19 protein-coding genes are annotated in these 20,515 nt (G+C 57.2%); 13 read left to right on the plus strand and 6 right to left on the minus strand.

Annotation, left to right across the window (positions count from 1 at the left end; all coding sequences use genetic code 11):
- Positions 1 to 75: 75 nt before the first annotated feature.
- A complete protein-coding gene (locus tag F3J37_RS19460) occupies positions 76 to 924 on the minus strand; it encodes a PhzF family phenazine biosynthesis protein (protein ID WP_166935141.1) in 849 nt (282 codons plus the stop codon).
- Between the two features lie 113 nt (positions 925 to 1,037).
- Between F3J37_RS19460 and F3J37_RS19465 the strand changes: the two genes are divergently transcribed.
- Positions 1,038 to 1,661 carry a glutathione S-transferase family protein gene (locus F3J37_RS19465; protein WP_038644142.1) on the plus strand — a complete coding sequence of 208 codons (624 nt, stop codon included), beginning with the start codon at positions 1,038 to 1,040 and terminating at the stop codon, positions 1,659 to 1,661.
- Here F3J37_RS19465 and F3J37_RS19470 read toward each other — a convergent pair.
- Positions 1,628 to 3,118 carry an aminotransferase-like domain-containing protein gene (locus F3J37_RS19470; RefSeq protein WP_166935143.1) on the minus strand — a complete coding sequence of 497 codons (1,491 nt, stop codon included), beginning with the start codon at positions 3,116 to 3,118 and terminating at the stop codon, positions 1,628 to 1,630. The genes F3J37_RS19465 and F3J37_RS19470 overlap by 34 nt on opposite strands.
- Positions 3,119 to 3,254: 136 nt before the next feature.
- Between F3J37_RS19470 and F3J37_RS19475 the strand changes: the two genes are divergently transcribed.
- Complete coding sequence (locus tag F3J37_RS19475; protein WP_166935145.1) at positions 3,255 to 3,842, plus strand: LysE family translocator; 588 nt, start codon at positions 3,255 to 3,257, stop codon at positions 3,840 to 3,842.
- 71 nt (positions 3,843 to 3,913) lie between these two features.
- Here the strand turns inward: F3J37_RS19475 and mqo are convergent, their stop codons facing one another.
- Both mqo and F3J37_RS19485 read right to left on the minus strand, forming a co-directional pair.
- On the minus strand, positions 3,914 to 5,524 hold the full coding sequence (mqo, locus tag F3J37_RS19480) for a malate dehydrogenase (quinone) (protein WP_097119452.1): 1,611 nt from the start codon (positions 5,522 to 5,524) through the stop codon (positions 3,914 to 3,916).
- A gap of 530 nt (positions 5,525 to 6,054) precedes the next feature.
- Positions 6,055 to 6,297 (minus strand): DUF1158 domain-containing protein, encoded by a 243-nt coding sequence (locus F3J37_RS19485; protein ID WP_034819984.1) that lies wholly within the window; start codon positions 6,295 to 6,297, stop codon positions 6,055 to 6,057.
- Positions 6,298 to 6,580: 283 nt separating this feature from the next.
- On the opposite strand from F3J37_RS19485, the gene mntP reads away from it, so the two are divergent.
- The 11 genes from mntP (at position 6,581) to F3J37_RS19535 (ending at position 18,064) form a co-directional block, all read left to right on the plus strand.
- Positions 6,581 to 7,153: a manganese efflux pump MntP gene (gene mntP / locus F3J37_RS19490; RefSeq protein ID WP_058960691.1), complete on the plus strand. Its 573-nt coding sequence runs from the start codon at positions 6,581 to 6,583 to the stop codon at positions 7,151 to 7,153.
- Positions 7,154 to 7,270: 117 nt separating this feature from the next.
- On the plus strand, positions 7,271 to 7,348 hold the full coding sequence (gene azuC / locus F3J37_RS28670; protein ID WP_502921534.1) for a stress response protein AzuC: 78 nt from the start codon (positions 7,271 to 7,273) through the stop codon (positions 7,346 to 7,348).
- 246 nt (positions 7,349 to 7,594) lie between these two features.
- Positions 7,595 to 8,602 (plus strand): N-acetyltransferase DgcN, encoded by a 1,008-nt coding sequence (dgcN, locus tag F3J37_RS19495; protein ID WP_038644154.1) that lies wholly within the window; start codon positions 7,595 to 7,597, stop codon positions 8,600 to 8,602.
- Between the two features lies 1 nt (position 8,603).
- Positions 8,604 to 9,569: an N-acetyl-D-Glu racemase DgcA gene (gene dgcA, locus F3J37_RS19500; protein WP_166935146.1), complete on the plus strand. Its 966-nt coding sequence runs from the start codon at positions 8,604 to 8,606 to the stop codon at positions 9,567 to 9,569.
- A gap of 15 nt (positions 9,570 to 9,584) precedes the next feature.
- Positions 9,585 to 11,453, plus strand: a complete 1,869-nt coding sequence (locus F3J37_RS19505; protein ID WP_166935147.1) for an ABC transporter ATP-binding protein — start codon at positions 9,585 to 9,587, stop codon at positions 11,451 to 11,453.
- Positions 11,454 to 11,474: 21 nt separating this feature from the next.
- Positions 11,475 to 13,016, plus strand: a complete 1,542-nt coding sequence (locus tag F3J37_RS19510; protein ID WP_166935148.1) for a glutathione ABC transporter substrate-binding protein — start codon at positions 11,475 to 11,477, stop codon at positions 13,014 to 13,016.
- Between the two features lie 73 nt (positions 13,017 to 13,089).
- Positions 13,090 to 14,019, plus strand: coding sequence for an ABC transporter permease (locus tag F3J37_RS19515; RefSeq protein ID WP_045814153.1), 930 nt, complete (start codon positions 13,090 to 13,092; stop codon positions 14,017 to 14,019).
- Complete coding sequence (locus tag F3J37_RS19520) at positions 14,019 to 14,903, plus strand: ABC transporter permease subunit (RefSeq protein ID WP_034819962.1); 885 nt, start codon at positions 14,019 to 14,021, stop codon at positions 14,901 to 14,903. The genes F3J37_RS19515 and F3J37_RS19520 overlap by 1 nt, the downstream gene beginning before the upstream one ends.
- Before the next feature lie 2 nt (positions 14,904 to 14,905).
- Entirely contained in the window at positions 14,906 to 15,952 is a 1,047-nt protein-coding gene (locus F3J37_RS19525) for a DmpA family aminopeptidase (RefSeq protein ID WP_166935149.1), read from the plus strand.
- Positions 15,953 to 16,160: 208 nt separating this feature from the next.
- On the plus strand, positions 16,161 to 16,982 hold the full coding sequence (locus F3J37_RS19530) for a M55 family metallopeptidase (protein WP_160869263.1): 822 nt from the start codon (positions 16,161 to 16,163) through the stop codon (positions 16,980 to 16,982).
- Positions 16,983 to 17,227: 245 nt separating this feature from the next.
- Positions 17,228 to 18,064: a fumarylacetoacetate hydrolase family protein gene (locus tag F3J37_RS19535; protein ID WP_166935150.1), complete on the plus strand. Its 837-nt coding sequence runs from the start codon at positions 17,228 to 17,230 to the stop codon at positions 18,062 to 18,064.
- 67 nt (positions 18,065 to 18,131) lie between these two features.
- Here the strand turns inward: F3J37_RS19535 and F3J37_RS19540 are convergent, their stop codons facing one another.
- Together F3J37_RS19540 and F3J37_RS19545 are read right to left on the minus strand one after the other, a co-directional pair.
- Positions 18,132 to 19,643, minus strand: a complete 1,512-nt coding sequence (locus tag F3J37_RS19540; protein ID WP_166935151.1) for a serine hydrolase domain-containing protein — start codon at positions 19,641 to 19,643, stop codon at positions 18,132 to 18,134.
- Between the two features lie 70 nt (positions 19,644 to 19,713).
- Positions 19,714 to 20,454 (minus strand): ABC transporter ATP-binding protein, encoded by a 741-nt coding sequence (locus F3J37_RS19545; protein WP_097119471.1) that lies wholly within the window; start codon positions 20,452 to 20,454, stop codon positions 19,714 to 19,716.
- Positions 20,455 to 20,515: the final 61 nt, after the last annotated feature.

The raw sequence follows: 20,515 nt of genomic DNA on the forward strand, positions 1-20,515 counted from the left end.
GCGTTCATGCACGATAAATCGCGGCGCTACGCCATCCTTTGGATGGCCGTAGCGGCGCAATTTATTGCGCGTATTTTAGATCTCAATCGTCCCGTCAATCACGGTCACCGTCTGGCCGCCAATCCAGATGCTCTCACCACTAAAACTCACCTGAATCCGTCCTTCACGCTGAATGGCGCTGCCCTGACGTGCGCGATAATCCTCAGTTTTCCCCTGCGCCGCAAAGTAACGTGCCAGACAGGCGTTGGCGCTCCCGGTTACCGGATCTTCGGTCAGGCTGCCGTTCTCAACCAGCAGCGCGCGCACTTCGTATTGCTCGCCGCAATCCTCTGGCAGCGGGCCAAACAGCGCAGTCCCATTGACGTCGGCATGCTTTTGCAAGCGCAGCAGATCCGCCGCGCTGGCCTGCACATCCAGCACCGCCTGCGCGCTGTTCATCGGAATCAGCAGCCAGCGAATGCCCATATCGACAATGGTCGGCGTTTGGTGGGTGTCAAAGGCCTCGCTGTTCAATGCGCTGCTCATCAACGCGTCATCAAATGGCGTCAGCGTGACGTTGGGGGCCGCGAAGGCCAGCGCGCCATCCTCGCTAATGCGCACATCCACCAGGCCGACGCCGCACTCTTGCACAATCTTGCCCGGCGTTTTCACTTGCCAGCCCGCTTCCAGCAAGGCGTGAGCTGTGCCCAACGTCGGATGCCCGGCAAACGGCAATTCCCCTTCGGTGGTAAAAATACGCACCCGGTAATCGGCTGCGGTATCCTGTGTTGGCAGGACAAAGGTGGTTTCCGACAAATTGGTCCAGCGGGCAATAGCAGCCAGCTGGGCGTCACTTAATCCCTCTGCATCCATGATCACTGCCAGCGGATTACCTTTAAACGCTGATGAGGTAAACACATCCACCTGCTTAAACGCGACTTTCATTTTCACTCCTTGCTGGTTGAGGCACTCTGACATCCTGATTTACATCCTGCAGATTGCTAATGTCAGTCAACAGGACTATGAATAGGTTAAGAATTCTGGAATCGGAGTCCGCTATGTTAAAAGTTCTTGGTCGTACTTCTTCAATCAACGTGCGCAAAGTTCTGTGGTTGTGTTCAGAACTGGATCTCGCGTATGAGCTCGAACCCTGGGGTGAAGACCCGCAATCGCTGCACTCGGCGGAATTCATGGCGCTAAACCCGAATGCCATGGTGCCGGTGATCATCGAAGATGACTTCGTGATGTGGGAATCCAACGCCATTCTGCGCTATCTCGCCAACAGCAATGGCGGCGACTGGCTCTATCCTGAAAACCCACGAGCGCGTGCACCGGTGGATCAGTGGATGGACTGGCAAGCCACCGAACTCAATACTTCCTGGCGCTATGCGTTTATGTCACTGGTGCGCAACTCGCCCGCCCATCAGGATCCGCGTTTGCTGGCCGCCGCGATTAAAGGCTGGACGCACACCATGAATATTCTTGACCAGCATCTGCAAAAAACCGGGCGCTACGTCGCAGGACGCAATTTCTCGCTGGCAGACATTCCTGTGGGGCTTGCAGTCAATCGCTGGTTTGAAACCCCGCTGGAGCACCCTGAATTTCCCGCCGTACAACTCTATTACGAGCGTCTGACCGAGCGTGAGGGCTACACCACCTGGGGCCGCAACGGCAAACCCTGATCCTGTCCCGGTGCCAGGCCTGTGATTTCGCAGGCTAGCGCGCCGGTGCGTTTCAGCGCCCACGTATAACGTTCATCAAACGGGTAACAGCAGGAGAGGCGCAGCGCGTGTTTATAACGGTCGCTCAGCGAGTAGAGCGCTCCCGGCGTCACGCAAATCTGCTCCTGCAATAACCGATGGAACATCTCCACGGTATCCACTTTCCCTGGCAACTCCACCCAAAACACAAAACCTCCTTTGGGCAGGGTGGCGCGTGTCCCCTGCGGAAAATGGCGCGCCATGATGCCGCGCGCCGCATCGAGATTGGCGGCATAGCGGCGGCGCAGCGAGCGCAGATGATGATCGTATCCGCCGCTGGCGAGGAATTCGGCGAGGGTTTCACACAGCAACCGCGATTCAGACATCGAAGAGACCGCTTTCAAACGGGCGATGGTCTGATGGAAACGACCGGCCGCGGTCCAGCCCACGCGGAAATCCGGCGCCACGGTTTTGGTAAAGCTGGTGCAGTAAATCACCCAGCCCTCGCTATCAAAGGCTTTCACCGGCGGCGAGAGTGGCCAGTCAAACTGCAGCTCGTCATACAGCCCATCTTCCAGCATTGGAATATGGTAAGTATTCACTAACTTTGCCAGCCGCTTCTTATTTTCCAGTGGCATCACATAGCCAAGAGGATTCTGCGCGCCGGGCATGGCGATCAGCGCCTGAATACGCTTCTCCTGCAGCAGCATCTCCAGCGCATCCAGCGACAGTCCTTGCTGAGGATCGGTGGGGATTTCCAGCGCTTTCAGTCCCAGTGACGCCAGCAGGGGGAACAGGAAGAAGTAAGTGGGAGATTCCAGCCCAATGCAGTCGCCAGGCTTGGTCACCGCCCGCAGCGCCAGCTGTAACGCTTCCATGCAGCCGTGGGTGAGGGTGATCTCTTGCGCGGTCAGATTGATACCGGTGTGCAGACTGCGACGTGCAATCTCCTCCAGTAAGCGCTCACTACCCGGCGGGAGCGCATAGCGCCCGACGATGTCGGGATTGTGCCGTAAAATGCCCGAGGTAATTCGGCCTAAGCGCGCTGCCGGATAAAAGGTGCCATCCTGCGGACAGGCCAAAGAGATATTTGTGTAATCGGCATTATTCTGCGCGGCAAACACCTGCTCAATCAGTTCCAGCTTCTGCGTGCTGGGGTCGTTGATTTTCGCGGGCAGCGGTTTGACCGGACGCGTCACGGCTGGCATCACGCCACGCACGTAATAGCCCGATTGCGGACGCGCTTCAATCAGGCCGCGATCTTCAAGGATTTGCCAGGCATTAAGCACCGTATTGACGCTAACCTGATGCGATTGTGCCACGCGGCGGATGGCGGGCAGCCGTTTTCCCGGTTTCAGCGTGCCCTGATGAATCGACTCGGCAAAGCTATCTGCCAGCTGCTGATACAGCGTTTGACCGGATGAAAGGGGAAGGGACACAAAAGCCTCCGCGTGCGATGGGTACAATTTAAATTAATGTTAACTGTATCCATTACAATAGTGGTTTTGTGTCTCTGTTTCCATCACCCGGTACGCATTAGCATGATGTTAATTTTGGACCATCAGGAAGCGCATCATGCTCGACCCTTCATTCTTCAGCTACGTCACGGTGATGTCGATCACCCCCGGCCCGAACAACCTGCTGCTCGCCACATCGGGCGTCAATTTTGGTTTCAAGCGCACCTTGCCGATGCTGTTTGGCATTCTGGTGGGCTGTGCGATACAGATGCTGTTGGCAAGCATGGCGTTGGATGTATTGCTGCACTGGATGGCATCCATTCGTTTACCACTCACGGTGGTGGGATGCAGTTACTTACTCTGGCTGTCATGGAAAATCTTTCGTGCCGCAGCGCCAGAAGCGCGTGAGCGTCCGCGCCCGATGACGCTAGTGGGCGGCATCTGTTTTCAGGCGGTGAATCCCAAAGCCTGGCTGATGGTGACTAACGTGGCGCTGATGTACGCCAACAGCAACGGCGTCATCACAGTATTGCTAGGATTTGCCGCATTGAACTTACCTTGCATCCTGATCTGGGCCGCGATGGGGGATCGTCTGCGCAGTCATCTGCAGGTGGCGTGGAAACGTCAGGCGTTTAACAGTTTGATGGCAATGTCGCTGGTGGCCACCACGGCCTGGATGCTGTACGACGCAGTGCTGCTGAGCTGAAATGAAGTGCACCCATAAAAAAGGCCGCTTGCGCGGCCTTATCATTATTCACGGCAATCAGGATTGCCTGGTTACTTCCCCACCACGTGCGCCGTCTCGCGGGCTTCGTCGTTCGCCGCGTCTGGCGTAACGATCGGTGCGTAGTCGAGTTGCAGTACGCGGCTGGTTTCCGCCAGAATCTTCTCGGTCAGCGCTACGTCACCGTTCATCTTACGGCCCCAGGTTGGGATCACCGCGCGGATTTTGGTCTGCCACTCAGGTGAACGCATCTGCTCTGGGAAGGCTTTCGCCATCAGCTCCAGCATAATCGGCGCTGCAGTAGATGCCCCCGGCGAAGCGCCGAGCAGGGCTGAAATCGAACCATCTTCAGAGGTCACGACTTCCGTGCCTAAACGCAGTACGCCGCCCTCTTTCTCATCGTTCTTGATGATCTGCACGCGCTGGCCAGCAGTGACTAAACGCCAGTCTTCCTGTTTCGCCTGCGGCACATAAGCACGCAGCGCTTCCATTCGATCGTCATCGCTTTGCAGCACCTGATCGACCAGATATTTCACCAGGTCAAAACTCTTCAGGCCGACCTGCATCATCGGCAACAGGTTGCTGCCGTTCATCGCGCCGAACATATCCAGCAGCGAGCCCTGTTTCAGGAATTTGGTCGAGAAGGTGGCGAATGGGCCAAACAGCAGCACCTGCTTGCCATCCAGCACACGCGTATCCACGTGCGGTACCGACATCGGCGGCGCGCCCACGCTGGCTTTACCGTACACTTTCGCCATGTGCTGCTGCACCACTTCTGGATTCTCGGTCACGAGGAAGGAACCGCCCACCGGGAAACCGGCGTAGCCTTTCACTTCCGGGATGCCGGATTTTTGCAGCAGTGGCAACGCCGCACCGCCCGCACCGATAAACAGCTGGCGCGTGGTCAGCAGGCGATTTTCACCGCTGGCCAGATTGTGTAGCGTCACTTGCCAGCGGCCATCGCTCAGGCGCTTGATATCACGCACTTCCTGACGCAGACGCAGGCGGAAATTGGCTTTCTTCTGTAAAGAGGCAATCAGTTGACGCGTCACTTCACCGAAGTTGACGTCGGTGCCCATTTCGGTCCAGGTGGCCGCCACTTTCTGTTTGCTGTCACGGCCATTCATCACCAGCGGAATCCACTGGGTGATCTGGTCGCGATCTTCTGAATAGTTCATGCCACGGAACAGGGTACTTTTTTGCAGCGCCTGGAAACGTTTGCGCAGGAACTCAACGTTATCGTCGCCCCAGACGAAGCTCATGTGCGGCGTACTGTGGATAAAGCTTTTTGGATTGCGCAGGTTGCCTTTCTGAACGTGGTACGCCCAGAACTGACGAGAAATCTGGAACGATTCGTTGATCGCCACCGCTTTTGCAATGTCGATGCTGCCATCCGCCTTCTGCGGCGTATAGTTCAGCTCGGCCAACGCAGCGTGACCGGTCCCGGCATTATTCCAGCCATTGGAGGATTCCACCGCGACATCGTCGAGGCGTTCCACCATCTCAATCGACCAGTCCGGCTCCAGATCCTGCAGCCATGCGCCAAGGGTGGCACTCATCACGCCTGCGCCGATCAGCAGTACGTCGACATCCTTTCGTTCCTGAAGGTTTGCGCTATCCATACCAGCGGCGGCGAGCGCCAGGTTTACCGCAGTAGTACTCATGAGGCGACATCTCCTCTCTCTGTTGACCTGAAGTTCAACAGGTTCGCAGGCGAAACAGCCACGCTTCTTTCGAGCGCGTCGCGCTATTTCTCAAAGGTTAAGACTCAGGTTTAAGTCAGGGGACGATAACGGTTAACTGCACGTTATGCATATGCATTTGAATATAACATTCTCGTATCGGAATTAAACGTTTGTTTATTTTTTAAAGGCCGAAATGATTCAGCATAAGAATTAATCAGCTCGACCCCGTTGTCATAAGGGATTTTTATCCCTTAATCAGAGGGTTATGGTAATGCAGTTGTTGCGATATTGTGAGAGGAATGCACAGGGTAATGTTCGGAGAGTGAGCGGCATCACACTTTAAGTGTATGATTAATATCAATTTGTAGTGGATTGATTTTTTATGCGGTTTTTATGTTGCGTGATATTTCGCCAGATCGTGTAAAACTAATGTTACATTTCTGTGAGTATTAATTTTTCGCCGCGTCAGACAGTGGTCAGAGGAAAAAAGCATTACGCGGCGGTGGGGATCACTGCTTAGCGAGGCGACGCCATGCAAAGCGGATGACAAAAAATTCAATCGCGCCCAGCAGCAGGAACCACAGGCAAAACACGATAGTGTAGAGCTGATTCAGGTCCTGCAAATGCAGCATCTCCTGAATCCGTCTGGATAATTCCAGGCCGAATTGCGGCGCGGGCAATAGCAGCGCGGAGAGAAAGCCCAGCAGCAGGATTCCGCCAGGGATAATCAGCGTTTCAAACGGGTTTTTCATCGCAGGTTTCCTATCAATTAGCGCGGGCATTAGCGCATAAAAGCGTGCTGGCGTGCAATCCCTGTGCCGGGTCACCCTAAGAAAATTCTTCTATTCCATCCACTTAGCGTCATAAATAGCGCAAGTTAAGAGTTATAGCCTTTGCTATACTTAAATCCATGATTTTACTGTCTTTTTTTTGGTGATTTTGCGTGCTAGACTGCGCGCACTTTTTCATTACTGAACAATAGATGCGGAAAATCGCTCGCTTGAAGGCATTTTTCGCGGCATTGATTGAAAACCCATGACATTTATCGCAACTCTGATTCTGGCCTTTGGTATGTCGATGGACGCTTTCGCCGCAGCACTGGGCAAAGGCGCGTCGCTGCATCGCCCGAACTTCAAAGAAGCGCTGCGCACCGGCCTGATCTTTGGTGTGATTGAAATGCTGACGCCGCTGATTGGCTGGGCGATTGGCCTGGCGGCCAGTCGCTACATCATGGCATGGGATCACTGGGTGGCCTTTGCCCTGTTAACCGTTCTTGGCGGCCGCATGATGATGGAAGGTTTCCGTCAGACGGCGGATGAACCCTGCGAAGCACCACAGCGTCATGGCTTTATGGTCTTAGCATTGACCGCGGTGGCTACCAGTCTTGATGCGCTGGCGGTGGGCGTCGGCCTGGCATTCCTGCAGGTGAATATTGTGCTTACCGCGCTGACCATTGGTGCCGCTACCACCATCATGGCCACGACTGGCGTGATGGTGGGTCGCTTTATCGGTCCGGTGATGGGTAAATGGGCGGAAGTGCTGGGTGGACTGGTACTGATCAGCATCGGCTGCACCATCCTTAATCAACATCTCAACCTCTTCGGCTAATTCAGGCATCTGCCAAACCCCTCATTTTGTGATCTGGCTCAAAAATAATTGCGTGAAAAACGCGCGTTAGTTATACTTTTCGCGTATTTCTTCAACAATTTTTGAGCCAGGTATCCAATGAAACGTTTTTTCCGCTACGTGTTTCGTGCATATGTTGAGACTTTCAAGCACGTCCCACCAGGCGCACTGCATTAATCGCATTTATACCCTCGATAATCGCGGTCAGGGATCGACCTGTGGTTATCAATGATTTTCTTATCTCCCCCGCTCAATAACGCCTCGAATTTTCTCTCTATCAATGGCTTAGTACCCTTAACCATCAGTTTTGGATCTGGCTATAGCCTGATGTTATACCCCGCTACCAAACAAGCATTCGTCACCTCTTAACCCGCATGGAATAGTTGATTCAGACCCTCTAACCCGTCTGAAACGAGAAACATCATGCTGATCCCTCAACCCTATTTATTGTTCCTTGGCGATGTCACCGATCCACTGGCCGCTAAAACGGCGCGCGGCATTCACGTCTGGCGCCCTGAGCAGTGCGTCGGCGAAATTAAACTGCCGGGCTGTACTGTCAGCTTAGGTCTGGACGTACTCGATATCGCCACGGCAAAAGAACGTGGCGCAAAAACGCTGGTACTGGGCACCGCCAATGCCGGTGGTTATCTGCCGGAGCACTGGCTCGATACCGTTAAAGGTGCGATCAAAGCAGGCATGAACGTGGCGAGCGGCTTGCACCATCGCCTGGTGGATGAGCCAGAGCTGGTGGCGTTAGCCCAGGAGTTTGGCGTTGAGCTGTTTGACCTGCGCCATATGCGTCCAAAACTGAATGTTGGCAGCGGTAAAAAGCGTACAGGTAAGCGTGTACTTACTGTCGGTACGGACTGCTCAGTCGGCAAGATGTACACCTCGCTGGCGCTGGAAGCGGCAATGCGTGAACGCGGCATGAAGGCGGATTTCCGCGCCACCGGACAAACCGGCATTCTGGTTGCTGGTGAAGGCATCGCGATTGATGCGGTGATTGCCGATTTCATCGCCGGTGCTGTAGAAGCCCTGTCACCCGCCAATGATGCCGACCACTGGGATATCGTTGAAGGTCAGGGCTCGCTGTTCCATCCTTCTTATGCGGGCGTCAGCATGGGTCTGATTCACGGTGCGCAGCCGCACTGGCTGGTGATGTGTCACGAAATGGGCCGTCCGCACATGCGTCATTTACCGCATCAGCCGATGGTGAGTTTGAAAGATTGCGTGGAGGCCAACCTGCGCGCGGCCGATGTCACCAGCGATAATGTGCAACTGGCCGGTTTTGCCATCAACACCTCCAACTACAGCGAAGAAGAAGCTCGCGCCTATTGTGCGGAAGTTAGCGCTGAATTCGGCGTGCCGGCCACCGATCCGGTGCGTTTTGGTATCGCGGATATCGCCGCCCTGCTGCAGGAGCGTGGCTAAGATGCGGCGCATGCAGATTGAAGTGCTGGAGCTGCCGCTGGCGCGTCCTTTCGCTATTTCGCGTGGCACGCGTACCGCCGTCACTGTCATTCGCGTCACGCTGGAGCAGAACGGCTTTATTGGTCGTGGCGAGTGCACGCCGACACCGCGTTACGATGAAACACCAGATAGCGTCGAGGCGCAGCTGGAAGCGATGCGTAAGGATGTCGAAGCGGGCTTAAGCCGAATCGATCTGCAAAGCCGTTTATCTGCCGGTTCAGCGCGTAATGCGCTGGACTGTGCGCTGTGGCGCCTTGATGCCGCGCTGGCGAAGCAGACACTGTGGCAGCAGTGCGAACGCACTGCACCGCCTTCGGTGATCACGGCGGAGACCTTAAGCCTCGACTCCATCGAAAACATGGCAGCTGCCGCCGCTGACGCGGTATCGCGTGGTGCCATCCTGCTGAAAATCAAACTGAATCGTGACGAGATTTTAGAGAAAGTGGCGGCCATCAGAAAGGCTGCGCCACGTGCCACCTTGATCATTGACGCCAACGAAGCCTGGTCGGGCGTCGATCTGCAAAGCCTGCTTATCGCGCTGCAAGCGTACAACATCGCCATGGTTGAACAGCCGCTGCCTGCCGGACAAGACCAGGATCTGCAACGGTTTAACCACCCGATCCCGGTGTGCGCCGATGAGAGTTGCCACACGCGTGAAGACATCGCCGAGCTGCGTAATCGCTACGAGATGATCAACATCAAGCTGGATAAGTGCGGCGGCCTGACCGAAGCCTTAGCGATGGTCGAAGAAGCGCAAAAGCTGGATATGCGTCTGATGGTCGGCTGCATGCTGGGCTCCTCACTCGCAATGGAAGCTGCGCTGCCGGTGGCGATTGCTGCAGAACACGTGGATCTCGATGGCCCCATCTGGCTGGCCGCCGATAGCTCACCCTTCCTTTCCTACGCTCAAGGCCGAATCTGGCTGTAACCGCAAGAGGCAACGATGACGGACACTTTACTTACTCCCAACGCCGCCAGCGTTGCCGGTCCCGCGCCGGTACTCGCGATACAGGATCTTAGCGTCTCGTTTCGCGGCCGCAGCGGCGTAAATCAGGCACTGAAAGGCATCAGTTTTGCCATTTATCCCGGTGAAGTCGTCGCCGTTGTCGGTGAAAGCGGCTCGGGCAAATCGGTCACTTCGCTGGCGGTGATGGGCCTGCTGGCCGCTTCAGGCCGTATCGATCGCGGCAGCATGCAGTTCCGCGATCGTCAGGGTAAAGCCCACACGCTGGAAACGCTGGATGAAACCCAACGCCGCACCTTGCGCGGGCGCGAAATGGCGATGATTTTTCAGGAGCCGATGACCTCGCTCAACCCGGTACTGCGGGTGGGCGATCAGTTGACGGAAGCACTGCGTGATCATCAGATGTGCGACAAAGCCGCTGCGGATGCGCGTGCGCGGGCACTGCTGCGCCAGGTGCGCATCGCCGATGTCGATCGCGTGATGAAAAGCTACCCGCACTCGCTGTCGGGCGGCATGCGCCAGCGCGTGATGATTGCGCAGGCGCTGGCGTGCGATCCACAGCTGCTGATTGCCGACGAACCCACTACCGCGCTGGACGTCACCGTGCAGGCGCGCATTCTGCACATCCTGCGCGACCTGCAACGCGAGAAGCAGATGGCAGTGCTGTTTATCACCCATGACATGGGCGTGGTGGCGGAAATTGCCGACCGCGTGGTGGTGATGCTGCGCGGCGAAGTCGTGGAACAGGGTACGGTCGCGGACATCTTCAACGCGCCACAGCATCCTTATACCAAAGCGCTGCTTGCTGCTGTGCCGAAACTGGGCGACATGCGTGAACAATCCTGGCCGCAGCGTTTTCCACTGTTGGGCGCCACTCAGCCCGCCGATAGCGGTGAGCAGCGCACCGCCCGTTATGACGAAACGCCATTGCTGGATGTGCGCGGTTTAAAAGTCTATTACCCGATTCGCAGTGGCATCTTTTCAGCCCTGACCCATCAAGTGCATGCGGTGGAGCAGATCGACTTCAGCCTGTGGCCGGGTGAAACCCTGGCGATTGTGGGTGAGAGCGGCTGCGGCAAATCCACTACCGGCCGCGCGCTGATGCGCCTGATCAAGAGTCAGTCTGACAGCATTCATTTCCAGGGCAATGAAATCGCTAATCTGAAAGAGGCGGAGTTTCAACCGCTGCGCCGCGAAATCCAGATGGTATTTCAGGATCCCTACGCCTCTTTAAACCCGCGTCTGACCGTGGGCTTCACCATTGCCGAGCCGCTGCTGTTGCACGGTCTGGTGAAATCGCTGGAAGAAGCCACGCCGCAGGTTGAGGCCTTGCTGAAAAGCGTTGGTCTGTTGCCCGAACATGCCACGCGTTATCCCCATGAGTTTTCCGGCGGCCAGCGCCAGCGTATTGCGATTGCCCGCGCCATGGCCTTGAAACCGAAAGTCATCATCGCCGATGAGGCCGTCTCGGCACTGGATGTCTCGATCCAGGCGCAGGTGGTGAACCTGATGATGGACCTGCAAAAGCAGACTGGCGTCGCGTGGATTTTCATCTCACATGACATGGCGGTGGTGGAGCGTATCGCTAACCGCGTGGCGGTGATGTATCTCGGCCAGATTGTCGAGCTTGGCCCGCGCCAGTCGGTGTTCAATCAGCCGCAACATCCCTATACCCAACGTCTGCTGGCCTCGGTGCCGGTGGCCGATCCACAGAACCGTCAGACCCGTACTTTCGAAGATAGCGAAATTCCTTCGCCGCTGCGCAAGTTGGGCGAAACGGTCACCAAACCCCGTTATCGCCAGGTTGCACCGCAACACTGGGTCGCTGACGACATTGCATCGCGCTAACGCTCAATACCAGGAGATTTCATGAAAACCCTTTTTCGCCGTTCGTCACTGGCTTTTGGCTTGACCCTCGCGCTGGCTGCCGCCGCGCAGGCGCAGGATCTGCGTATTTCGATGTATGCCGATATCACCGGTCTCGATCCACACGATACCTCGGATAACGTCAGCTATTCGGTGCAGAGCGGTATCTTTGAACGCCTGTTCCAGTTCGATGCGCAGATGAAGCTGCAACCCTGGCTGGCGACCGGTTATACCAATAACGACAACGCCACCGAATTTACCCTGACGCTGCGTAAAGGCGTCACTTTCCAGGACGGCACGCCGTTTGATGCTGAAGCGGTCAAGGCCAACCTCGATCGCCTCGCCGATCAGACCAAAGGCCTGAAGCGCAACAGCCTGTATAAGATGATTGCCAACGTCACGGTGCTGGCGCCGGATCAGGTGAAAATTGACCTTAACCAATCCTTTGGTGCTTTCATCAACACCCTGGCACACCCGTCAGCAGTGATGTGGAGCCCGGCGATCCTCAAACAATACCCAGAGGAAGCGCAGCTGCGCCTGCATCCAGTTGGCACCGGTCCGTTCAAGTTTGTTGACTGGCAACCGGGCAAGGCCGTTTCACTGGTGAAGTACGATGGCTACTGGCAGAAAGGCTGGCCGAAGGTGGATAAAGTGACCTTCTCGCCAAGTCCGGAAGATGCCACGCGCGTTGCCGCATTGAAATCAGGACAGGTGGATGCGATCTGGCCGCTGCCGTCGGATCTGATCGCGACTGTACAGAGCGACAGCAAATTAGCGATCCAACGCGATCCGAGTATTTATCTCTACTACATGGCGATCAACACCCAGCACAAACCATTGGCGGATGTGCGCGTGCGTCAGGCGATCAACTACGCCATCGACCGCAATCTGTGGCTGAAAGTGGCGTTTGCTGGCATGGGTAAACCCGCTTCGTCCGCGATGCCGGAAGGGGTGCAGTTCTACCAGAAACAGAGCGAACCGAATTATCACTACGCCCCGGATGAAGCCAAAGCCTTGTTGAAAGCTGCCGGCTATCCGAACGGTCTGGATCTGAAACTGTGGACCACCAACACCACCGCCAGCGTGCGCGCGGCGCAGGTGCTGAAAGCCCAGCTGGCAACGGTGGGCATTCGCGCCACAGTGACGCCAATGGATTCCGGTACGCGCAACGCCAAACTGTGGGGCGTTAAGGATCCTAAAGCAGCCGAATTCGACCTCTATTACGGCGGCTGGTCAACCTCGACCGGTGATGCGGACTGGGCGCTGCGCCCGCTGTATGCCACCGAATCCTGGGTACCGACCTCGTATAACGTTTCGTACTTCAGCAATCCGGAAGTGGATAAAGCCATTGCTGGTGGGTTAGCCACCGCCGATCCGGCTAAGCGCGGTGAAGCCTATGCGGAAGCCCAGAAAATGCTGTGGAAAGATGCGCCCGTCGCCTTCCTCGGCACGCCAGATAACCTGGTAGGCAAGCGCAGCAACCTGACCGGCGTATCGATGCTGGCAGATGGCAACTTCCTCTACACCCAGGCGGCATTTAAGTAAGGCAGGGCGTTAATCCCTCACCCTAACCCTCTCCTGCAAACGGGAGAGGGCGTCCCCAATTTAAAGGAAGCGCATGTTCGCATACATCATTCGTCGGCTGCTGGAGATGATCCCTGTCCTGCTGGTGGTCTCGCTGCTGGTGTTCGGCTTTATTAAGCTGCTACCCGGCGATCCGGCGCGCATTTACGCCGGTCCAGACGCGCCGATTGAAGCGGTCGAAGCCGCGCGCCAGCATCTTGGACTCAACGATCCGCTGCCGCAGCAATACGTTAACTGGATCGGTGGGCTGCTGCGTGGCGATCTCGGCGTCACTTACCGCACGCAACAGCCGGTGCTGCAGGTGATCAAGCAAGGCTTTATGCCAACCCTGTGGCTGGCGTTGGCGGGCTTCGCCTGGTCAGTGATTCTCGGTCTGTTCCTCGGTGTGCTGGCGGCGCTGAAGCGTGGTAAATGGCAGGACTGGACATTGATGAGCGTCGCCGTCGGTGGCATCTCGATGCCGACCTTCTGGCTTGGCCTGCTGCTGATCCAGTTCGTCGCTATGCCGTTTGGCCTGTTCTCAGTGAGTGGCTTCAACAAAGCCAGCGACATTATTCTACCCGCCATTACGTTGGGTTCCTCGGTGGCCGCCGTGATGGCACGCTTCACTCGTTCCGCCTTCCTCGAAGTAGCGCAGGAAGATTACGTGCGCACCGCCAAAGCCAAAGGGCTGCGCAATCGGCTGGTGACGTGGAAGCACGTGATGCGTAATGCCCTGATCCCGGTGATCACCATGCTCGGCTTGCAGTTCGGTTTTCTACTGGGCGGATCGATCGTGGTGGAGAGCGTCTTCAACTGGCCGGGATTAGGCTGGCTGTTGATCGAGTCGATCAAAGCGCAAGATCAGCCGGTGATTCAGGCGCTGGTGATGTTGTTCGTGTTTGAATTTATTGTGATTAACCTGCTGGTGGATCTGCTGTACGCCGTGGTCAATCCAGCCATTCGCCTGCGACAGGAGTCGTGATGAGTACAGAATCTCTCTCTGCCGCAACACCACAAACCATCCGCTCGCCGTGGCGCGATTTCCTGCACGCCTTTGTGCGTAATCCGCTGGCGCTGGTCTCCGGCGGCTTTGTACTGCTGCTGGTGATTGTGGCGATCTTCGCGCCCTGGCTGGCACCATGGGACCCGATGGCACCGGACTGGATGGCCTTATCATCACCTCCTTCAGCGGCACACTGGATGGGTACTGATGATCTGGGACGCGACCTGTTGAGCCGCATCATCTACGGTGCACGCATCTCGCTTTACGTCGGCGTGCTGTCGGTGACGCTGGGCATGGTGGTGGGCGTGCTGCTCGGCTTGCTGGCGGGCTATTACGGTCGCTGGATTGACATGCTGATCATGCGCGGTTCCGACGTGCTGTTTGCCTTTCCCGGCATGCTGCTGGCGATTGCAGTGGTGGCGATTCTCGGTCCGGGACTGAATAACGTGATTATCGCCGTGGCGGTGTTCAGCGTGCCGGTCTTTGCCCGCATCGTGCGCGCCTCGACGCTGTCGCTCAAACAGGCTGCGTATGTCGAAGCGGTGCGCTGCGCCGGTGCGCCCGATCGCGTGATCCTGCTGCGCCACATTCTGCCCGGCACGCTCTCCAATGTGATTGTCTATTTCACCATGCGTATCGGCACCAGTATTCTAACGGCAGCGGGCCTCAGCTTTATTGGCCTGGGCCCGGAACCGGATGTGCCAGAGTGGGGGAATATCCTGGCGATGAGCCGCAGCATGATGATGGGCGGTTTATGGCACGTCAGCGTGTTCCCCGGCCTGGCAATTTTCATTACTGTGCTGGCGTTTAACCTGCTGGGTGATGCGCTGCGCGATACGCTCGATCCCAAACTGAAGAGCTAAACATGGATTTTCAACAACTGCAGCGCGATCTGCTGCTGCAACGCTGGCGCACTGAACGCCAGCTCGGGCAACCACGCAGTGCTTGTGGTGCCACCAATCGCATCAGCGATGTGCCCGGCGTGCGCGTCGGTCATCACACGCTGGCAGACGGTGAGAGACAAACCGGTGTGACGGCGATTGTGCCGCCGGGCGATAACCTGTTTCTCAAGCCGTTACCCTGCGGCGCGGCGGTCTTTAATGGCTTTGCCAAGCCCGTCGGGTTGGTGCAAATCGAAGAGTTGGGCGTGCTGCAAACGCCGATCTTGCTCAGCAACACACTGGCAGTCGGCACGCTGTTTACCACACTGGTGCGTGACGCCATCAGCCGTAACCCGGAGTTGGGTCGCAGTTTGCCGACCGTCAATCCGCTGGCGCTGGAGTGCAACGACGGCTGGCTGAATGACATTCAGGCGCTGGCCGTTACCGAAGCCATGGCGCAGAATGCGCTCGATTCGGCGCAGGCCGATTTCGCCCGTGGCAGCGTCGGTGCCGGACGTGGCATGAGCTGCTTCAGTTTGAAAGGCGGGATTGGCAGCGCATCGCGTTCAATTCCGTCACTGAATGCGACGTTGGGCGTGCTGGTGCTGGCTAACTTTGGGGCACTGAATGCGTTAACGCTGGATGGTGTGCGACTTGGTGACATGATTGGGCCGCTGCTGCCAGAATTGGCACCGCAGCGCGATGCCGGCTCCATCATCATTATCATGGCCACCGATGCGCCGCTGGATGCGCGCCAGCTTAAGCGTATCGCTAAACGCGCCGGTGCCGGATTAGGCCGTTTAGGCAGTTATTGGGGACATGGATCAGGCGATATTGCCGTGGCCTTCTCCACGCAAACGCAGCCAAACCCGCCGGAAGATGCGGCACTGGAACCGCTGCTTGCCGCCGCCGCTGATGCCACTGAACACGCGGTGCTGGATGCGCTATTAAGCGCCGAAGCGGTCACCGGTTTTCGCGGCCATCATCGCCCGTCACTGACGCAGGTGCTGGATGAATTGGCCAAACCGTAGGGCCGCCATTTTTTTGGCGCCTCTCACAGCAGCGCCTGTGTTCAGCTTGAATGCCGCCTCTGACGTTAAGTTAACCGTAGTGTCGCCATTTGGCGCCTCTTACAGCAGCGTCTGAGGTCAGCTTAAAAGCGGCCTGTGACGCACTGTTCCCTGTAGGGTCGCCATTTATGGCGACCGTGTTCCAACCCGCACGGAATTTGCCTGACTTATGAAAATATTCATCTCTGCTGACATTGAAGGTATCGCGGGCGTGATGCGTCCGGAACAGTGCTCCCCCGGCCATGCGGAATACCAGCTGGCACGTGGACTGATGGAGCAGGAGGTCAACGCCGCTATCGACGGCGCGTTTGCCGGCGGAGCCACCGAAGTGGTGGTGGCCGACAGCCATGCACAAATGACCAACCTGCGCGCAGAAAACATCGATCCGCGTGCGCGCATGGTGCAAGGCAAGCCGCGTGGCTTGTCGATGGTGGAAGGCATTGAGCAGCAGCCCTTCGATGGCCTGTTCTTTATCGGCTATCACAGCGCGGCGGGCGAACCCGGCGTGCTGGCACACACCATTAACGGCCGTGCTTTTTGGCGCATCCATATCAACGGCAAAGTGATGGGCGAAAGCGACATCTACGCTGCCGCCGCCGCCGAACAGGGCACACCGCTCTGGCTGGTGAGCGGGGATGATCAACTGCAAGGCTGGATCACCGAACACTATCCGTCAGTGGATTACGTCTGTGTGAAACGCGCGATTTCCCACACCTGCGCGGAGTCCATTAGCCCGCAAGCCGCACAAAACGCCATTCGTGCCGCCGCCACCGCGGCGGTACAGCGTGCGCGCCAGGTCAGTACCACGCGTTTGACCGCACCTTATGAGATGCAGTTACAAGCCAGCAAACCGGTGCTGGCGGATTTGTTCAGTCTGATTCCCGGTGTAACGCGCATTGATGCGGTGACCGTGGGTTATCGCGCCGAGCAGATGGGCACATTGATCAGCCTGCTAAGTGCATTCTCCTATCTGGCGAGTACGCAGTCGTAATGTTGGTGCGCATGAAGGCGCACCCTACAGATGCTCGCAGGGTTGTCATGACAGCGCACCAAACTGATGCTCGCAAGGTTGCCAGGACTGCGCGCCTAACGGATGTTTGCAGGGTTGCCATGGATGGCAATCAATAGATCAGCAATCACGTATCAACGCTTAGGCACATTATTGGCAGGTCGTACCGCATTTCCTGCTGGCTTTTGGTAACCTGCGCGCAATTTATATATAACAACGAGGCAGTCATGCAGCTCTGCAGTTTTTATCTTATTGACCAGGAAAGAAAAAGTTACGGAATCGTGCGGGAAGAAGGCGTGATTGACGTCGGTTCGCGCCTCGGCGCGGAGTGCCCGGACCTGAAATCTTTGTTACAACGCGGCGCAGTCAGCGACCTGGAAGCCTTTAGCTCACTGCCGGCTGATCACCCGTTCAGCGCAATTCGCTTTCTTCCGGTAGTGGAAAATCCTGGAAAAGTGTTCTGTGTCGGCATGAACTACGCGGACAAGCGTAAAGAGTTTGCCGAGACTATCGAAGCGCCGACGCTGTTCGTCCGTTTCGCGGATTCCCTGGCGGGGCATGAGCAGCCGCTGTTGAAACCGGCCACCACCCAGGAATTTGATTACGAAGGCGAACTGGCCGTCATCATCGGTAAGCCGGCCTATCAGGTTAAAGCGGCCGATGCGCTGCAACACGTTGCCGGTTACAGCTGCTTTATGGATGCCACCGTACGTGACATGCAGTTCACCTGGTTTACCGCCGGAAAAAACTGGCAGCAGACTGGCGGTTTTGGTCCATGGATGACCACCTCAGATGAGATCCCCGATCCGCAGCAGTTGGCGATCAAAACCTGGCTGAATCAGCGTGAAGTGCAGAACGACACCACCGCCAGCATGGTGCATCCGGTGGCGAAAATCATCGAATACATTTCAGCGTTTAGCCCGCTGTCAGCAGGCGATGTGATCATCACCGGTTCACCGGGCGGCGTTGGAAAAAAACGCACGCCACCGCTGTTTATGTTCCCCGGCGATGTGATTGAAGTCGAGATCGAAAAGATTGGTCGTCTGCGCCACACAGTGGTTTAAAGAAAAGAGGCTGCCATTTATAAAAATGGCAGCTTTGACTGATGTGTTGAATTGACCAGACGACCGCTTAGCGCGTAAATCTCACCACGCGGCTGCGATTGAGCAGCAGCCGCAGCGAGTCACCTTCGCGCGCTATCACAAAGCGTTTTTCCCAGGGTCCATCCTGCGCGGTGGCGAGCACGCGATCGTTGCCCAGCGATTGCAAGCTGGCATGAATCGCTGCCGGACCGATGCCCATTACCAGGCGATCGCCCTCAATCACCATTTCGCTGCGCCAGGCATGTGCGAACCAGCGGCCTTGCAGATGCTCAAGGCTGGCGCTGTCCGCCTGTACTGGAACAAAACGGCGCGGCGCATGACCAATCTCACCGACAATCGCTGCACCTTCATGGCGCAGTTTGATCGGGAAGGTGCTGGAAAGCGACACTGCATCGCCATGAGGATCGGCGCGCCACAGCGTTTCACCGGCACCCAGCCAGGTCGCGGTCACACCCTGAATCTCCAGCCAGTCGGCGGCGTTTTCTGCCACGTATAAGCCCGGCGTCAGGTCGTGCCCTTTTTCCGGCAGCGTGCGATTCAGCAGCGCTGCCATCACCCGCAGTGCACTTTCTGAGGTCGCCACATCTTCGCGGTTGGCAACAATCGCCACGCCCAGCTTCAGCTCCGGATGCAGCAGGAAATAGCTTTTATAACCCGCATGCGAACCGCCGTGACCGAACAGCGTCTGGCTGCCCAGCGTGGAACTGGTGATACCCAGCCCGTAGCCGCTGGTACGGCCGTCATTGAGATGGCGTGGCGCGCTCAGGCGTTGCAGCACGCCCGCGCCGGGTCCGCTGTCCGCCAGCAGACTTTGCAGCCAGCGCGTCAGATGATTGACGCTGCCGGTCACGCTGCCCGAGGCGGAAAGGTGTAATCCAGCGCTGGAGAGCTGCCACTGCGCGCCGTTTTGCCAGTAACCCGGCACCAGTCCCGGCACGATATCGAACCAGGTTTCCGGCGCGACCAAACTGATATCCAGCGGCTCGCAGATATATTGCTGCAGCAGATCGTTGAACAGCACACCTTTGGCTTTCAGCGCCTCTTCCACCAGGCGGTAGCCGGTATTGGTGTATGAAATCTCGCTGCCGGGCGGATAGCTGAGATCGCCTTCCTGTGCGACAAAATCCAGCAGATCAGCAGCGCTGGTGGCGTTGTACACCGACAAGCCGAGCAGCGACAGGGTTTCACGCACGTCGGGCAAGCCGCTGCTCATGTCCAGCGCCTGGCCGACGGTGATCTGGCCGTTGGCGCCTGTAAGCTGCGGCAGATGCTGCACCAGCTTATCGTTGAGTTGCAGGTAGCGACGGCCCGGCCCGGTGACCAGCGCGGCAAACAGATGCTTGGTTATCGAGGCAAAACGCACCACGCTGTCGGCGCCGAAGGGGGTCTGTTGCGCCAGATCGGCCAGACCGGCGCAGTGTGTTGAGTGAATATGATGGGCATCAAACAGGACTATCGCACCACCCGGTGCGCCGGGCTGCTGCCAGCCTTGTGTTATCTGCTGCGCCACCTCGGCGGCCTGTTGCCAGTTCGCGGTCATACTGGTTCCTCCAGCGTCATGCTGAGATCGAAAAGTGGTGCGATATCAGCAGACTGTTGCCCGTTCGCGGTCATGCCGGTTCCTCCAGCGTCATGCTGAGATCAAACAGTTGAGCGGTATGCGGATGCTGGATGCGGCGCGCGCGTAAATCCTCCGCGCTCAATTGCTCCACCATCTCACCGTGCTGCATCACCCCAATGCGCTGGCATAGATGGGTCACCACCGCGAGGTTATGCGTCACCATAATGTAGGTGAGTTTGCGCTCAGTGCGTAGATCGCTGAGTAAATTCAGGATTTCCGCCTGCACCGACACATCCAGCGCCGACGTGGGCTCATCCAGCAGCAGCACTTCTGGCTCGGCAATCAACGCGCGGGCAATCGCCACGCGCTGACGCTGACCGCCCGAAAGCTGATGCGGATAACGGAAACGCACAGCGGCCGGTAAGCCGACCTCGCTCAGCGCCTGGCTGATGCGCTGTTCCGCGCGATCGAGCTGATGCACCAGCAGCGGCTCATGCAGGATGCGGTCGATGGTTTGACGCGGATGCAGCGAACCAAACGGATCCTGAAACACCATCTGCACCTGGCGATAGAACGCGCGGCTGCGTTTAGCGCCCAGTTCCATGCCGCCAAATTTCATGCTGCCTTGCCAATCGGCATTGAGTCCGGCGAGGGCGCGCAGAATGGTGGATTTGCCCGAACCACTTTCGCCGACCATGCCAAAGCTTTCGCCGTTGGCGACCGCGAAGCTGACGCCTTTCACTACCTGATGCGCACCAAAGGCGATGCGCAGGTTATCAATTTCAATCATGAAGCTGCCTGTAAATTCTGTGCGTTCGTTGAACGGTACGCATCCAGCGGGCGTAGAGTTG

This window comes from Candidatus Pantoea communis (assembly GCF_011752685.1).
Classification (GTDB): domain Bacteria; phylum Pseudomonadota; class Gammaproteobacteria; order Enterobacterales; family Enterobacteriaceae; genus Pantoea; species Pantoea communis.

Excerpts from the sequence above, each read along its gene's own strand:
- mntP (WP_058960691.1), top strand. The coding sequence starts at position 6,581 with ATGACATTTATCGCAACTCTGATTCTGGCCTTTGGTATGTCGATGGAC.
- F3J37_RS19515 (WP_045814153.1), top strand. The coding sequence starts at position 13,090 with ATGTTCGCATACATCATTCGTCGGCTGCTGGAGATGATCCCTGTCCTG.
- F3J37_RS19530 (WP_160869263.1), top strand. The coding sequence starts at position 16,161 with ATGAAAATATTCATCTCTGCTGACATTGAAGGTATCGCGGGCGTGATG.
- F3J37_RS19540 (WP_166935151.1), bottom strand. The coding sequence starts at position 19,643 with ATGACCGCGAACTGGCAACAGGCCGCCGAGGTGGCGCAGCAGATAACA.
- dgcA (WP_166935146.1), top strand. The coding sequence starts at position 8,604 with ATGCGGCGCATGCAGATTGAAGTGCTGGAGCTGCCGCTGGCGCGTCCT.
- F3J37_RS19535 (WP_166935150.1), top strand. The coding sequence starts at position 17,228 with ATGCAGCTCTGCAGTTTTTATCTTATTGACCAGGAAAGAAAAAGTTAC.
- F3J37_RS19465 (WP_038644142.1), top strand. The coding sequence starts at position 1,038 with ATGTTAAAAGTTCTTGGTCGTACTTCTTCAATCAACGTGCGCAAAGTT.
- F3J37_RS19505 (WP_166935147.1), top strand. The coding sequence starts at position 9,585 with ATGACGGACACTTTACTTACTCCCAACGCCGCCAGCGTTGCCGGTCCC.
- F3J37_RS19485 (WP_034819984.1), bottom strand. The coding sequence starts at position 6,297 with ATGAAAAACCCGTTTGAAACGCTGATTATCCCTGGCGGAATCCTGCTG.
- F3J37_RS19460 (WP_166935141.1), bottom strand. The coding sequence starts at position 924 with ATGAAAGTCGCGTTTAAGCAGGTGGATGTGTTTACCTCATCAGCGTTT.
- F3J37_RS19475 (WP_166935145.1), top strand. The coding sequence starts at position 3,255 with ATGCTCGACCCTTCATTCTTCAGCTACGTCACGGTGATGTCGATCACC.
- F3J37_RS19520 (WP_034819962.1), top strand. The coding sequence starts at position 14,019 with ATGAGTACAGAATCTCTCTCTGCCGCAACACCACAAACCATCCGCTCG.
- F3J37_RS19525 (WP_166935149.1), top strand. The coding sequence starts at position 14,906 with ATGGATTTTCAACAACTGCAGCGCGATCTGCTGCTGCAACGCTGGCGC.
- F3J37_RS19510 (WP_166935148.1), top strand. The coding sequence starts at position 11,475 with ATGAAAACCCTTTTTCGCCGTTCGTCACTGGCTTTTGGCTTGACCCTC.
- mqo (WP_097119452.1), bottom strand. The coding sequence starts at position 5,524 with ATGAGTACTACTGCGGTAAACCTGGCGCTCGCCGCCGCTGGTATGGAT.
- dgcN (WP_038644154.1), top strand. The coding sequence starts at position 7,595 with ATGCTGATCCCTCAACCCTATTTATTGTTCCTTGGCGATGTCACCGAT.
- F3J37_RS19545 (WP_097119471.1), bottom strand. The coding sequence starts at position 20,454 with ATGATTGAAATTGATAACCTGCGCATCGCCTTTGGTGCGCATCAGGTA.
- azuC (WP_502921534.1), top strand. The coding sequence starts at position 7,271 with ATGAAACGTTTTTTCCGCTACGTGTTTCGTGCATATGTTGAGACTTTC.